The organism is Actinosynnema sp. NPDC037264 (assembly GCF_055603705.1).
Genome location: NZ_JBVJVK010000026.1, coordinates 34,680 through 48,908, shown reverse-complemented (window position 1 = coordinate 48,908; position 14,229 = coordinate 34,680). Strand labels below are relative to the sequence as shown.

At 70.2% G+C, this 14,229-nt stretch carries 12 protein-coding genes; 8 read left to right on the top strand and 4 right to left on the bottom strand.

Annotated features, from left to right (window positions below; all coding sequences use genetic code 11):
- The first annotated feature begins 328 nt into the window (after positions 1-328).
- Positions 329-502 (top strand): CsbD family protein, encoded by a 174-nt coding sequence (locus ACZ7GX_RS25710; protein WP_498780192.1) that lies wholly within the window; start codon positions 329-331, stop codon positions 500-502.
- 227 nt (positions 503-729) lie between these two features.
- On the opposite strand, the gene ACZ7GX_RS25705 is transcribed toward ACZ7GX_RS25710, so the two are convergent.
- The 3 genes from ACZ7GX_RS25705 to ACZ7GX_RS25695 form a co-directional block, all read right to left on the bottom strand.
- Positions 730-2,322, bottom strand: a complete 1,593-nt coding sequence (locus ACZ7GX_RS25705; protein WP_498780190.1) for a cellulase family glycosylhydrolase — start codon at positions 2,320-2,322, stop codon at positions 730-732.
- A gap of 101 nt (positions 2,323-2,423) precedes the next feature.
- Positions 2,424-3,041, bottom strand: coding sequence for an alpha-ketoglutarate-dependent dioxygenase AlkB (locus tag ACZ7GX_RS25700; protein WP_498780188.1), 618 nt, complete (start codon positions 3,039-3,041; stop codon positions 2,424-2,426).
- Between the two features lie 77 nt (positions 3,042-3,118).
- Positions 3,119-3,286 (bottom strand): hypothetical protein, encoded by a 168-nt coding sequence (locus ACZ7GX_RS25695; RefSeq protein ID WP_498780186.1) that lies wholly within the window; start codon positions 3,284-3,286, stop codon positions 3,119-3,121.
- Positions 3,287-3,499: 213 nt separating this feature from the next.
- Here ACZ7GX_RS25695 and icmF point away from each other — a divergent pair, with 213 nt between their 5' ends.
- The 3 genes from icmF (at position 3,500) to ACZ7GX_RS25680 (ending at position 8,371) form a co-directional block, all read left to right on the top strand.
- Positions 3,500-6,739 carry a fused isobutyryl-CoA mutase/GTPase IcmF gene (gene icmF / locus ACZ7GX_RS25690; protein ID WP_498780184.1) on the top strand — a complete coding sequence of 1,080 codons (3,240 nt, stop codon included), beginning with the start codon at positions 3,500-3,502 and terminating at the stop codon, positions 6,737-6,739.
- Positions 6,740-6,902: 163 nt separating this feature from the next.
- A complete protein-coding gene (locus ACZ7GX_RS25685; protein WP_498780183.1) occupies positions 6,903-7,433 on the top strand; it encodes a hypothetical protein in 531 nt (176 codons plus the stop codon).
- A gap of 5 nt (positions 7,434-7,438) precedes the next feature.
- Positions 7,439-8,371 (top strand): hypothetical protein, encoded by a 933-nt coding sequence (locus ACZ7GX_RS25680; protein ID WP_498780182.1) that lies wholly within the window; start codon positions 7,439-7,441, stop codon positions 8,369-8,371.
- 10 nt (positions 8,372-8,381) lie between these two features.
- On the opposite strand, the gene ACZ7GX_RS25675 is transcribed toward ACZ7GX_RS25680, so the two are convergent.
- The gene (locus ACZ7GX_RS25675; RefSeq protein ID WP_498780180.1) at positions 8,382-9,416 is read right to left on the bottom strand and encodes a LacI family DNA-binding transcriptional regulator; all 1,035 of its coding nucleotides are present in this window, start codon (positions 9,414-9,416) and stop codon (positions 8,382-8,384) included.
- A 272-nt stretch (positions 9,417-9,688) separates the two neighbouring features.
- Here ACZ7GX_RS25675 and ACZ7GX_RS25670 point away from each other — a divergent pair, with 272 nt between their 5' ends.
- The 4 genes from ACZ7GX_RS25670 to ACZ7GX_RS25655 are packed head-to-tail and all read left to right on the top strand — an operon-like array spanning position 9,689 to position 14,114.
- Positions 9,689-10,936, top strand: coding sequence for an ABC transporter substrate-binding protein (locus ACZ7GX_RS25670; protein WP_498780179.1), 1,248 nt, complete (start codon positions 9,689-9,691; stop codon positions 10,934-10,936).
- Positions 10,936-11,856 (top strand): carbohydrate ABC transporter permease, encoded by a 921-nt coding sequence (locus ACZ7GX_RS25665; protein WP_498780177.1) that lies wholly within the window; start codon positions 10,936-10,938, stop codon positions 11,854-11,856. The genes ACZ7GX_RS25670 and ACZ7GX_RS25665 overlap by 1 nt, the downstream gene beginning before the upstream one ends.
- Positions 11,857-11,865: 9 nt before the next feature.
- On the top strand, positions 11,866-12,747 hold the full coding sequence (locus tag ACZ7GX_RS25660; protein WP_498780175.1) for a carbohydrate ABC transporter permease: 882 nt from the start codon (positions 11,866-11,868) through the stop codon (positions 12,745-12,747).
- On the top strand, positions 12,744-14,114 hold the full coding sequence (locus ACZ7GX_RS25655) for a GH1 family beta-glucosidase (RefSeq protein WP_498780173.1): 1,371 nt from the start codon (positions 12,744-12,746) through the stop codon (positions 14,112-14,114). Before ACZ7GX_RS25660 ends, ACZ7GX_RS25655 begins: the two co-directional genes overlap by 4 nt.
- Positions 14,115-14,229: the final 115 nt, after the last annotated feature.

Here is a 14,229-nt window from a genome sequence, read left to right as displayed (position 1 = left end):
AAACCAACCCCCCCCCCCCCCCCCCCCCCCCCCCCCCCCCCCCCCCCCCCCCCCCCCCCCCCCCCCCCGCCGCAACACGTGGGACCAACTCTTCATCCCAACCCTGACCTGCACCTTTCCTGATCACGGGCTCCACGATCGGGTGATCTTGCCGCCGACGATCAAAAAAGACGCCGTTACCATTGCCCTGAAACGTCGGTTGAAACAAAGAGGTCCGCGAGCAACCACCGGCCTACCCACCCACCGCCCCGACCGCCACCCCGACCACCGCCGCGATGATCGCGACCGTCGGCCGTTTCCCCGGTCCCGGCGGGGGTACCCGGGCGTCATGGGTATCGACGACAAGTTCGACGCCAAGGCCGACGAAGTCAAGGGCAAGGCGAAGGAAGCGGCCGGTCGTGCGACCGACGATCCCGACCTGGAGGCCGAGGGCCGGGGTGAGCAGGTCAAGGGCAACCTCAAGCAGGCGGCCGAGAAGGTCAAGGACGCGTTCAAGGACTGAGCGTTCAGGGGCCGAGCGGTCAAACGCTGGCTCGCGTCCAGCGCGGCGGGTGTCCGGGTAGCAACCCGGGCACCCGCCGCGCCGCGTTTCGCGGCGAGCTCAGGGCGTCACGCCGTGCAGGCCGCGCCGCCCCCCGGTCACGCGACGCACGGCGGCGCCGCCTGGTGTCATGCGACGCACGGCGGCGCCGCCCGATGCCATGCGACACAGGCGGCCCCGCCCCGGCGTCACGCCGTGCAGGCGGCTCCGCCCAGCGTCACGCCGGTCGGCGCCCCAGCGGTGCCGTTCGCGGTGAACCCGAGCGACACCGAAGCACCCGCACCCAACGACGGCGCGTACGACGGCGCGGTCACGGTGACGGTCGACCCGGTCTGGCTGAACGTCCCGTTCCACCCGCTGCCGATGGTCGCACCGGTCGGCAGCGTGAACACCACCTTCCACGGGTTCACCGCGCTCGTCGCGCTGTTCGTCACCGTCAACGAACCCTGGAAGCCGCCCTGCCACGCGTTGTCCTGCCGCCACGCGACCTTGCACGCCCCCGAGCCGTTGCCCCCGGACGTAGTGGTAGTGGTAGTGGTCGTGGTCGTCGTAGTGGTCCCACCGGTCGGCGGGATCAGGTACGGCTGCAGGATGGACTGCTTGGCCTGGTTCACCGTGGTCCAGTCGTCACCCACGATCCCGCCCGTGTCCCCGGAATTCGGGTTCCACGACCAGTACGTGAACGAGATGCCGTCGACACCCTTGCCGGTGTAGGCCATCAGGTTCTCCAGCCACACCTTGTCCTTCGGGTTGGCCAGCGTCGACCCGAACTCGCCCATCATCAACGGCGCGGTGTTGCTCTTGTGGAGGTAGCCCCAGTACTTGTCCCAGATGGCGGGCATGTTCGCCGGGAAGTCCGGCGCGTTGAACCACTTCTGCTCGAACACCGAGGTCGCGTACTCGTGCGGCGAGTAGACCAGCCGGTTCGGCACGTCCAAGCGCACCGGGAACTCGCCCGCCTTGGACAGGTTGCCACCCCACCAGCCGCAGTCCTCGTCGTTGGACGGGTCGTTGTCCCACGTGTCGGACAGCCCGCCGCTCGGGCAGCTCACACCCTCGACGAAGATCAGCCAGTTCGGCTGCACGGACAGGATCGCGTTGCCCGCCCGCTCGGCCGCCAGCCGCCAGTCGCGCGCCACCACGCCGCAGCCCCAGCACGCGCCGGTGGCGTTGGGGTTGGTCCCCTCGGCGTGCGGCTCGTTGTGCAGGTCGGCGCCGATCACGGTGGTGTTGCCCGCGTACCGCTGCGCGAGCATCTTCCAGTCGTCGATCCAGGTGCTCTCCGGCACGGTCGCGGTGTACCAGAGCGCGGACTGCCCGGCGCTGGTCGGGCGGTGCCGGTCGAGGATGATGCGCATCCCCTTCTGGCCCGCGTACTCGATGACCTTGTCCAGGATCTGCAACGGCGACAGCCCGACCAGGTCGGGGTTGGTGAAGTCGTTGACGCCCGACGCCGTCGCGCCCGGCTTGAGCGCGTCGTTGGAGAAGGGCACGCGCAGCGTGTTGTAGCCGAGCGAGGCCATCTGGTCGAGCTGCTGCTTCCACGTGCGGTTGGACCACAGCCCGTGGAAGGTCTTGTTGTCGGTCTCCATGCCGAACCAGTTGATGCCGGTCAGCCGGACCGTCGCGCCGGTGCTGTCCACGATCTTGCTGCCCGCGGTGTGCAGGTAACCACCGGCCGGGGCCGCCGTGACCTGTCCCGCCGTCGCCACCGCGACGACCCCGCTGACGGCTACCGCAGCCGCCAGCAGAGCGCCGAAGATGGATCTCCGTTGCCGCATACCGCTCTCCTTTGAGGATGTTCGCAACGCGTTCTGGGAGCGCTCCCAGAGGGAGGGTAGTGACGGCGGTCATGCTCCACAAGCAGCAGAATTCCAGGTGATCAGCGCACGCCGCGCGGGCGGAACTGGATGCTGACGCGCGGTCCGACCGCTTTGCCCGCTTTGGGCACGGCGTGCTCCCACGTCCGCTGGCACGACCCGCCCATGACGATCAGGTCGCCGTGGCCGAGCGCGTACCGGAGGGTCGCCCCGCCGCCGCGCGGGCGCAACGCCAGCGCGCGCGGCGCCCCGACGGACACGATCGCCACCATCGTGTCCTCGGTCGAACCTCGCCCGATCGTGTCACCGTGCCACGCCACGGAGTCGCGGCCGTCGCGGTAGTAGCACAGGCCCGCCGTGCGGAACGGCTCGCCGAGCTCCTCGGCGTACCAGGCGCTCAACCCGTCCCGCGCCGCGGTCAGCACGGGATCGGGGAGCGGCGCGTCCTCGCCGTAGAAGCAGAGCAGGCGCGGCACGTCCACCACGCGCTCGTACATCTGCCTGCGCTCGGCCCGCCAGGGCACCTCGGCGACCAGGCGTCGGAACAACGCGTCCGCGCCGGTCAGCCAGCCGGGCAGCACGTCGACCCACGCGCCGTCGCCCAGCTCGGTCCGCCGCACACCGGTCAGCGGGCGCAGCGCCGGGGCCTCGGCGCCGTCGTCGAACAGCGACACCTGCATGAGGTCAGCATAACCCGAGGGTCGAACACCCGTTCGACCCCAACAAGCTCTATAGCTTCAGTGCTGACTAAAGAAGATCAGGCATCCGGCTCGGGCTTGCGACGACGGCCACCGGTGCGGACCTGCTTGGACGGCTCGTCGGCTGACTCGGTTTGCGGCTTCCCGGCGACGGCCGCATCGGCGGTGCCCGGGTGGTCGGCGAGCAGGATGGCGGCCAGCTCGTCGTAGATAGGTGTGCTGCTCATGGAAGATCCTCTACCCCGTTTGGACGGAAGTTACACGCGTGTTCGGAGAGGGGTACGGCCAGGGTTGCGAAAACGATCGACGTCGGTCGGATAGGTCCGATTTGTCCGGGTTCTCGGTGCCTCGGGTGACCTGTCGCACAACTCACTAGTACTTCCGATAGACGGATGTCCTAGTAATCTGGACGCAGTTCCGCGCTGCCGAAGGAGCCAGTCGTGACCGCTGCCCCGCTGCACACCCCGCTGCACCCGGTCCGCTTCGTGACCGCGGCCAGCCTGTTCGACGGGCACGACGCCGCGATCAACATCATGCGTCGGATCCTGCAGTCCCAGGGCGTCGAGGTGGTGCACCTGGGCCACAACCGGTCGGTGCGCGAGGTCGTCGCCGCGGCCGTGCAGGAAGACGTGCAGGGCATCGCCATCAGCGCCTACCAGGGCGGGCACGTCGAGTACTTCAGCTACCTGGTCGAACTGCTCGCCGAACGCGGCGCGGAGCACATCAAGGTCTTCGGCGGTGGCGGCGGCGTGATCGTGCCGGAGGAGATCGAGCTGCTGCACTCGCGCGGCGTGGCGCGGATCTTCTCGCCCGCCGACGGGCAGGAGCTCGGCCTGGCCCGCATGATCAACACGATGGTGGAGGCGTGCGACGAGCCGCTGGCCGAGCGCCGACCGTCGTCGTGGGACGGGCTGTTCACCGGCGACGAGGACGTGTTGGCCAGGGCGATCACGCTGATCGAGGCGGGCGTGCTGCCGGCGGACGTGCGCGACCGGATGGTCCACGTCGCGGGCGAGCGCTCGGTGCCGGTGCTGGGAATCACCGGAACGGGTGGTTCGGGCAAGTCGTCGCTGACCGACGAGCTGGTGCGCCGGTTCCGGCTGGACCAGCAGGACAAGCTGCGCGTGGCGGTGCTGGCGGTCGACCCGACGCGTCGTCGTGGCGGCGGCGCGCTGCTCGGCGACCGGATCCGGATGAACTGCCTGGACGGCGACCGCGTCTTCTTCCGCTCGCTGGCGACCCGCCGGGCGGGCTCGGAGGTGCCCGACGGCCTGGGTGACGCGATCCTGGCGTGCAAGGCGGCGGGGTTCGACCTGGTCGTGGTGGAGACGCCGGGCATCGGCCAGGGCGACGCGGCGATCGTGCCGTTCGTCGACTTCTCGCTGTACGTGATGACGCCCGAGTTCGGCGCCGCGTCGCAGCTGGAGAAGATCGACATGCTGGACTTCGCGGACGCGGTCGCGATCAACAAGTTCGAGCGGCGCGGCGCGGAGGACGCGCGGCGCGACGTGGCCCGCCAGCTGGTGCGCAACCGGGAGGCTTTCGGCGCCTCGTGGGAGGAGATGCCGGTCTTCGGCACGTCGGCGGCGACGTTCAACGACGACGGCGTGACCGCCCTGTACCAGCACCTGCGCGGCGAGCTGGCGCAACGCGGCCTGGACGTGGCCGAGGGCGTGCTGCCGGTGGTGACCGGGAAGGTGTCGACGTCGGCGGCGACCGTGGTGCCGCCCACGCGGGTGCGGTACCTGGCCGAGATCGCCGAGGCGGTGCGCGGCTACCACCGCGCCACCGAGACGCACGTGGACGCGGTGCGGCGGGTCGCCCACCTGCGCGCGGCACGCGAGGAGCTGGCGGGGGCCGGGCACGACACGGCGGCGATCACCTCGCTGCTGGAGTCCGCGCAGGAGCGGGTCGACTCGGTGTCCGCGGAGCTGCTGGCGTCGTGGCCGCGGGTGGTGGAGGCCTACAGCGGCGACGAGATGGTCGTGCGGGTGCGGGACAAGGAGATCCACACCAAGCTGACCCGGGAGACGTTGTCCGGCAACAAGGTGCGGCGGGTGTCGTTGCCGCGCTACGAGGACGACGGCACGTTGCTGCGGTTCCTGCGCAAGGAGAACCTGCCCGGCCACTTCCCGTACACAGCGGGTGTGTTCCCGTTCAAGCGCGACGGCGAGGACCCGGCGCGGATGTTCGCGGGCGAGGGCGACGCGTTCCGCACGAACCGCCGGTTCAAGTACCTGTCGCAGGGCTCGGAGGCGACCCGGCTGTCGACCGCGTTCGACTCGGTGACGCTGTACGGCCGCGACCCCGACACCCCGCCGGACGTCTACGGCAAGGTCGGCACGTCCGGTGTGTCCATCGCGACGCTGGACGACATGAAGGCGCTCTACGACGGGTTCGACCTCACCGCGCCGACCACGTCGGTGTCGATGACGATCAACGGCCCGGCGCCGACGATCCTGGCGTTCTTCCTCAACACGGTGCTCGACCAGCAGGTCGACAAGTTCCGCGCCGAGCACGGCCGCGAGCCGTCCGAGGCCGAGGCGGACGAGCTGAAGGCGTGGGCGCTGTCGACCGTGCGCGGCACCGTGCAGGCGGACATCCTCAAGGAGGACCAGGGGCAGAACACCTGCATCTTCTCCACCGAGTTCTCCCTGCGGATGATGGCCGACATCCAGGAGTGGTTCATCCGGCGGAAGGTGCGCAACTTCTACTCGGTGTCGATCTCGGGCTACCACATCGCCGAGGCCGGGGCGAACCCCATCAGCCAGTTGGCGTTCACGCTGGCCAACGGGTTCACCTACGTCGAGTCGTACCTGGCGCGCGGCATGGACGTCGACGACTTCGCGCCGAACCTGTCGTTCTTCTTCTCCAACGGCATGGACGCCGAGTACAGCGTGATCGGCCGGGTGGCGCGGCGGATCTGGGCGATCGCGATGCGCGAGCGGTACGGGGCGAACGAGCGGTCGCAGAAGTTCAAGTACCACGTGCAGACGTCCGGTCGGTCGCTGCACGCGCAGGAGATGGACTTCAACGACATCCGGACCACGCTGCAGGCGTTGTGCGCGCTGTACGACAACACGAACTCGTTGCACACCAACGCCTACGACGAGGCGGTCACCACGCCGACGGAGTCGTCGGTGCGCCGGGCGATGGCGATCCAGCTGATCATCAACAAGGAGTGGGGCCTGTCGGCGAACGAGAACCCGTTGCAGGGCTCGTTCGTGGTCGACGAGCTGACCGACCTGGTCGAGGAGGCGGTGCTGGCGGAGTTCGACCGGCTCTCCGAGCGCGGCGGCGTGCTGGGCGCGATGGAGACCGGCTACCAGCGCGGCCGGATCCAGGACGAGTCGATGCTCTACGAGCAGCGCAAGCACGACGGTTCGCTGCCGTTGATCGGGGTGAACACCTTCCTGCCCGGTGACGGGAAGCGGGAGGACGTGACCATCGAGCTGGCGCGGGCGACCGAGGACGAGAAGCGGTCGCAGGTCGAGCGGACGCGCGCGTTCGCCGCCGCGCACGCGGCCGAGGCGGAGCCCGCGTTGCGCCGGCTGAAGGAGGCCGCCGCGTCGGGGGAGAACGTGTTCGCGGTGCTGATGGACGCGGCCCGGGTGTGCACGCTCGGTCAGATCACCGAGGCGTTCTTCGAGGTGGGAGGCCAGTACCGCCGCAACGTCTGATCAGCGGTGGACGCTGGTCCACTCGGTGTATCCGAGGACGCGCCCCGAAACTCCTAATGGGTGAAACCGCAGGGAGATGGCAGGGCGGTGGTTACCGATGAGGCGGTCGACCGGAAGATCGTTCGCAGTGCTGGTCTGCGCGGTGGTCGTCGGGTGTTCCGACGTGCCGGGAAAGCCGGTGTCCTCGCAGCTCACCACGATTCAGTCGACGGAGGCGTCCCAGGAGGGCACCGCGGCCGAACCCGAGCCGGGCGAGGCGACGGAACCCGAGGCGACGGATCCCGGCGGGGACGAATCGGGTACTCGGGGGACACCACCGGCGCCCTCGTCCACCACGGCGGGGAAACCGGGAGCGCCCGGCAGCCCGATCCGCTACGACCCCAGCCGCCTGGCCCAGGGCCCGGAGGAGAAGAAGCGGACGATCGAGGCCCAGTTGGAGGAGCAGTGCGGCCCGAGCCGGTGCCACATCAAGGTGGTCACGAAGCTGCGCGGTAGCACCGGCTGCATCTCGGAGATCTCGCCCAACCCAGTCGACCGGGGCGGCACCGTGATCATCTACCACGGTCCGCAGTGCCCTGGCGACGGCACCACCGGGTCGGGCACCGTCGACCCCGGAGGTCCGTCGACGAAGACCACGACCACGACCACGACCACCACGACCACGACGGTCACGAAGACCTCGGCCGGTAGGTGAGCGTGGTGAGCACGCGCCGCACCGTCACCGCTCCCGCCTCGCCGGCCGTGCCCGACCTGGCCGATCCGCAGACGGGGCCGCCGCGGGCGCTGCGGATCGTGGCGTCGGTGGTCGCGAACACCACCCTGCTCACGGCCCTGCTGTACTTCTTCGGCCTGGTGGCCACGCAGGTGTTCTTCGCCCACTTCCGGGTGCACTACACGCTGCTCGGCCAGACCTCGGACGAGATCCTGGCGCGTGGCGCGGACGGGCTGTTCATGCCGCTGGCGGGGTTCGCGATCGCCGTCCTGCTCGTCACCTTCCTGGCCCGCTACCTGCGCACGCGGCTGTCCGCGCGGCGGTGGGCGGCGTTCCTGCGGGTCTGCGCGCCGGTGGCCGCCGTGCTCGGCGCCGCCCTGCTCGCGGTGACGGTGCCGATCACCGTCGACCCGGAGCCGTACCGCGGCTACCCCGGTCTGCCCGGGCTGGGTTTCGCGGTCGGCGTCGTCCTGCTGGCGTTCGCGTGGCGGCGGTGGAGCGTCACGGCGGGCCGTGGCCGCAAGGGCGCGGGATTCGGCGTCGCGGAGTCGGTGGCCGCGTTCCTGCTGGTCAGCATCGGCCTGTTCTGGGCGGTCGGCGACTACTCGAGCGCGGTCGGGACGCGGCGCGGCGCCGAGACCGAGGCACGGGTGCCGGAGATGCCCGCGTTGGTCGTCTACAGCGGGGAGAGCCTGAACCTGACCGGCGAGGGGGTGCGCCAGGTGACGTGCGCGCAGCCCGACGCGGCCCACAAGTACCGCTACGACGGGTTGAAGCTGCTGCTGCAGTCCGGGGGCCAGTACGTGTTCCTGCCCGCGACGTGGCGCACGTCGTCCGGCACCGCGTTCGTCGTGCCCCGCACCGACTCGTTGCGCCTGGAGTTCGGGCCACCGCACAGCACCCCGGCGTTGACCTGCTGACCGGAGCGGCTCACCGGCTGGACGCGCGCACCACCAGCTTGGTCGGCAGGAACGCGGGCGCGGGCTTCTCGCCGCCGTGCACCATGGTCAGCACGGCGCGGGCCGCGGCCACCCCGATCCCCGCCTTGTCCTGCGCCAACGTGGTCAGCGGCGGGTCGACCAGGGCGGCCAGCTCGATGTCGTCGAACCCCACCACCGCCAGCTCGTCCGGCACCCGCAGCCCCGCGTGGCGCGCCGCGAGCAACGCGCCGACCGCCATCTCGTCGCTCGCGCAGAACACCGCCGTCGGCGGCTCGGGCAACGCGATCAGCGACCGCATCGCCGCCTGGCCGCTGGGCCGGTAGAAGTCGCCCTCCACCACGTACTCCGGCGGCACCGCCAGCCCTTCCCCGGCCATCGCCGAGCGGAAGCCGTCCAGCCGGTCCGCCGCCGGGCGGTTGGCCCGCGGCCCGGTGATCGTGGCGATCCGGCGGTGACCCGCGCCGACCAGGTGCCGCACCGCCATCGCCGCGCCGCCGACGTTGTCCGACGTCACGTAGGTCGCCCGCGGCCCGTCGACGTCCACGTCCACCGCCACGCACGGCAGCCCGGACTGGGCGAACGCGGTGAACGCCGAGGCGTCGGACCCGCTGTCGATGAGCACCAGCCCGCCGAGGTGGTGCCGCCGGGTCATGTTCACGTACGCCACCGGGTCCGCCAGCGACGCGCCGACCGCCCGCAGCGCCGCCGACCCGCTCGTGGCGAGCATCAACAGGTGGTAGCCGTGCGCGCTCAGCGCCGACTTCAACCCGATCAGCAACTCCTGCAGGTACGGGTGCCGCCAGCCGGGCCTGCGGTGGTCGGTGTCCCACACCAAACCGATCAGCCCGGACCTCTTCGTGGCCAGCGCGCGGGCCGACTCGTTGGGCCGGTAGTCGAGCTCGCGGGCCACCCGCTCGACCACTTCGCGCTTTTCCTTGCTGACTGTCAGCGGCTGGTTGAAAACGCGTGAAACGGTCGCCACCGACACCCCGCACAGCTGGGCGATCTCACGGATCGTGGTCATCTGCCGCCCTTTCTTTGTAACCGGTTTCAGCCGCTCAGCCAGTGCGTCCTGACCAGGGTGGACACGGTATCACCTGCGGAAACGTCGAAGCGTGGGAACGGCCAGGTTATGGTTTCGTTACTTGACGGTGTCGCGGGCCGGGGCTGTCATGTACACCACAGCGGCGGGGTGCGAACCCCGGTCGAATTCGCCGGAAACCCCCGGATCGACCCAACGCGTGTCCGGCGTGCCCGAAAACGGCCCGCTCATTGATGGAGAAGGAGAGCCGCGTTATGAGACGAACTCCGACCCTGGTCGGCGCGAGCCTGCTGGCCGCCGCCCTGGTCGCCACCGGCTGCGGCAGCGGCGCGGGCGACGGCAAGACCAGGATCACCATCGGGCTGTTCGGCAACTTCGGCTACCAGCAGCTGTTCGAGGAGTACGAGAAGGCGCACCCGGACATCGACATCACCGACCGCACCGCCTCCTACTCCGACCACCACAAGAACCTCGCCGCCCACCTCGCCACGAACAACGGCGCCGCGGACGTCGAGGCCGTCGACGTCGGCTACATCAACCAGTTCAAGGCCAACCCCGGCCAGTTCGTCGAGCTGAAGTCCGACATCAAGGACCGCTGGCTGGACTGGAAGTGGGAGGGCTCGCTGTCCAAGGACGGCAAGCAGATCGGCTACGGCACCGACATCGGCGGCCTGGCCATCTGCTACCGCCGCGACCTGTTCGAGGCCGCCGGCCTGCCGTCGGACCGCGACCAGGTCTCGGCGCTGTGGCCGACGTGGGAGCAGTTCATGGCCACCGGCAAGCAGTTCGCCGCCAAGGCCCCGGCCGGCGCCAAGTTCTTCGACGGCGGCCCCACCGTGCTCAACGCGATCGTCGGCCAGGCCCCGACCGGCTACTACGACAAGAGCGACAAGATCGTCGTGGGCGAGAACGCCGACATCAAGAAGGGCTGGAACCTCGTCGCGCAAGGCGTCGCCGACGGCCTGTCCGCCGGGCTGCTGCACAGCACCCCGCAGTGGAACACCGGCTTCAAGCAGGGCCAGTTCGCCACCCTCGCCTGCCCGGCCTGGATGATGGCCAAGATCAAGGACCAGGCCCCGGACACCGCGGGCAAGTGGGACCTCGCGGCCGTGCCCGGCGGCGGCGGCAACTGGGGCGGCTCGTACCTGACCGTGCCCAAGCAGGGCAAGAACGTCGACAAGGCCGTCGAGCTGGTCACCTGGCTCACCGCGCCCGAGCAGCAGGCCAAGGTCTTCGCCAACGCGGGCCTGCTCCCGTCCGCGCCGAAGCTCTACAGCGAGCAGTCGGTCGCCCAGAAGGCCGACCCGTTCTTCAACAACGCGCCCGTCGGCAAGGTCTTCACCGACGCCGCCCGCGCGTTGAAGCCGCAGTACCAGGGCCCCAAGGCCGGTGACGTGCAGACCGAGCTCGGCAACGCCATGCAGCGCGTCGAGCAGGGCAAGCAGAGCCCGGACGAGTCCTGGGACCAGTTCGTCGGCGACGTCAAGAGGCTCGAAGACTGATGAAGAAGGACTGGCGCGAACGCCGCCACCGGTGGGACATCCGCTACGCGCCGTACGCCTACATCGCGCCGTACTTCCTGCTGTTCGCGGTGTTCGGCCTGTTCCCCCTGCTCTACACCGCGTGGGTGTCGATGCAGGACCGCAACCTGCTCGACGGCGACGCGGCCACGTTCATCGGCGTGGACAACTACGTCGAACTGCTCACCGCGGACCCGTACTTCTGGAACGCGATGGGCAACACGCTGAGCCTGTGGCTGTTCACCACCGTCCCGCAGATCCTGTTCGCGCTCGGCATCGCGCAGCTGCTCAACCGGCGGCTGCGCGGCCGGACGTTCTTCCGGATGGGCGTGCTGCTGCCGAACATCACCTCGGTGGCGGCGGTGACGATCATCTTCGCGCAGCTGTTCGGCCGCGACTTCGGGCTGATCAACTGGGTGCTGGAGCTGTTCGGCGCCGGCCGGATCGACTGGCAGGCCGGCACCGGCAGCTCCCACACCGCCATCGCCGCGATGGTGGTGTGGCGCTGGACCGGCTACCACGCGCTGATCTTCCTGGCGTCCATGCAGGCCATCCCGAGCAGCGTGTACGAGGCGGCCCGGCTGGACGGCGCGAGCGCGTGGCAGCAGTTCTGGCGGATCACCGTGCCGATGCTGCGCCCGCAGATCATCTTCTCCACGGTGATCGCCACCGCGGGCAACATGCGGCTGCTGGCCGAGCCGCTGCTGTTCAACCCCGGCGCGGGCGCCGCGACCGGCGGCTCGGACCGGCAGTTCCAGACCGCCGCGCTCTACCTCTACGAGCAGGGCTTCTCGAAGTTCGACTTCGGCTACGCGTCGGCCATCGCCTGGCTGCTGGTCATCGCGACGGTCCTCATCACCGGGTTGAGCTACCTGGCCGCGCGCCGCATCCGGACGGACTGAGAGGACACCATGACCACCGTGCTCGAACCGCTGGCGCCCGGCGCGCCCGCGCCGCACCGTCGGCGGCGCGGGATGCTGCGGATGCCCGGACCGTGGACCTACGCGGCGTTGATCGCCGTGCTCGCCGGGTCGGCGTTCCCGGTGTACTGGTCGCTCGTCGTGTCGTCGCAGACGCCCGACAAGGTGGACAGCGTGCCGCCGGTGCTGGTGCCCGGCGGCAACCTGTTCGCCAACATCTCCCGGGTATTCGACCAGTCGGACTTCGCGCTGGCGATGACGAACTCGCTGATCGTGTCGGGAACCATCACCGTGTCGGTGGTGTTCTTCTCCACCCTGGCGGGCTTCGCCTTCGCCAAGCTGAAGTTCCGCGGCCGGTCGGCGCTCATGCTGCTCGTCGTCGCCACCCAGGCCGTGCCCACCGAGCTCGGCGTCATCCCGCTGTACATGATGATGAGCGACTTCGGCTGGGCGGGCGAGCTCCACGCGGTCATCGTGCCTGGCCTGGTCACCGCGTTCGGCGTGTTCTTCATGCGCCAGTACTTCGAACGCGCGGTGCCCGACGAGCTGCTGGAAGCCGGTCGGATGGACGGGTGCAGCTCGCTGCGCCTGTACTGGCACGTCGTGCTGCCCGCCGCCCGCCCGGCCGCCGCCGTGCTCGGCCTGTTCACGTTCATGCAGGCGTGGAACGACTTCTTCTGGCCGCTGGTCGTGCTGCCACCGGAGAACCCCACCGTGCAGACCGCCCTGTCCACCCTGGCCAGCGGCTACACCACCGATTACACCCTCGTGCTCACCGCGGCCACGATCGGCACCGTGCCGGTGCTCGCGGTGTTCCTCCTGTTCGGCCGGCAGATCGTCGGCGGAATCATGCAAGGAGCTCTCAAAGGATGACCGACTTCCCTCAAAGATTCCGCTGGGGCGTCGCCACGTCGGCCTACCAGATCGAAGGCGCCGTCGACGCCGACGGGAGAGGACCGTCGATCTGGGACGCGTTCGGCGCGGTGCCGGGCGCGGTCGCCGGTGGGGACACCGGCGCGGTCGCCTGCGACCACTACCACCGGATGCCGGAGGACCTGGCGCTGCTCGGCGAGCTCGGCGTGGACGCGTACCGGTTCTCGGTGGCGTGGCCCCGGATCCTGCCGACCGGCGCCGGCGCGGTCGAGCAGCGCGGGCTGGACTTCTACCGCCGGCTGGTCGACGGGCTGCTGGAGCGGGGCATCGAGCCGTTCCTCACCCTGTACCACTGGGACCTGCCGCAGGCGTTGGAGGAACTGGGCGGCTGGCGGTCGCGGGACACCGCGGAGCGGTTCGCCGAGTACGCGGTGGTCGTGCACGACGCCCTGGGCGACCGGGTGTCGAAGTGGACGACGTTCAACGAGCCGTACGTGTCCTCGATCGTCGGCTACGGCGAGGGCAGGCACGCGCCCGGCGCGCGGGAGGGCCACGGCTCCCTCTCCGCCGCGCACCACCTGATGGTGGCGCACGGGCTCGCGGTGCGGGCCATGCGCGGCACGCCGGGACACGAGTTCGGCATCGTGCTGAACCAGTCGCCGTCGACCCCGGTCACCTCGTCGGACGCGGACGTCGCCGCGGCGCGCAGGCACGACCTGCTGCTGCGCCGCCAGTTCACCGAACCGCTGTTCGCCGGCCGCTACCCGGACGACTACGAGGAGACGTTCGCGGGCGTCACCGACCTGTCCTTCCGCCGGGACGGCGACCTGGAGCTGATCTCCACGCCGCTGGACTACGTGGGCATCAACTACTACTACCGGCAGCACGTGGCCGACGCGCCGCACCGCGACCCGAACCCGGCCACCCGCACGTCGATCGACATCGGCATCGACACCACCCGCCTGCCGGACGTCCCCCGCACCGCGATGAACTGGCCGGTCGAGCCGGGCGGGCTGACCCAGACGCTGGTCGGGCTGAAGGAGCGCTACCCCGACCTGCCGCCGGTCTACGTCACCGAGAACGGGTGCGTGTACCCGGACAACCCCGGCTTCGTCGACCAGGAGCGCATCGACTACCTGCGCACCCACCTCGCGGCGGCCCACGACGCGATCACCGCGGGCGTCGACCTGCGCGGGTACTTCGTCTGGTCGTTCCTGGACAACTTCGAGTGGGCGCACGGCTACAAGCACCGGTTCGGCCTCGTGCACGTGGACTACGAGACGTTGGTCCGCACGCCACGGGCGAGCTTCCACTGGTACCGCGACCTGGTCGCCGAGCAGCGGGCCAGGACGGCCGCGGCGGGGTGACCCACGTGGCCGCCGTCGCGCGGAGGCGCGTCCGCGCGACGGCGGCCGTTCCGCCACGGGCTCCGGCCGGTGGCGTCAAGCCGACCTCTTCGGTCGCGGGCCGGGTGGGACGCGC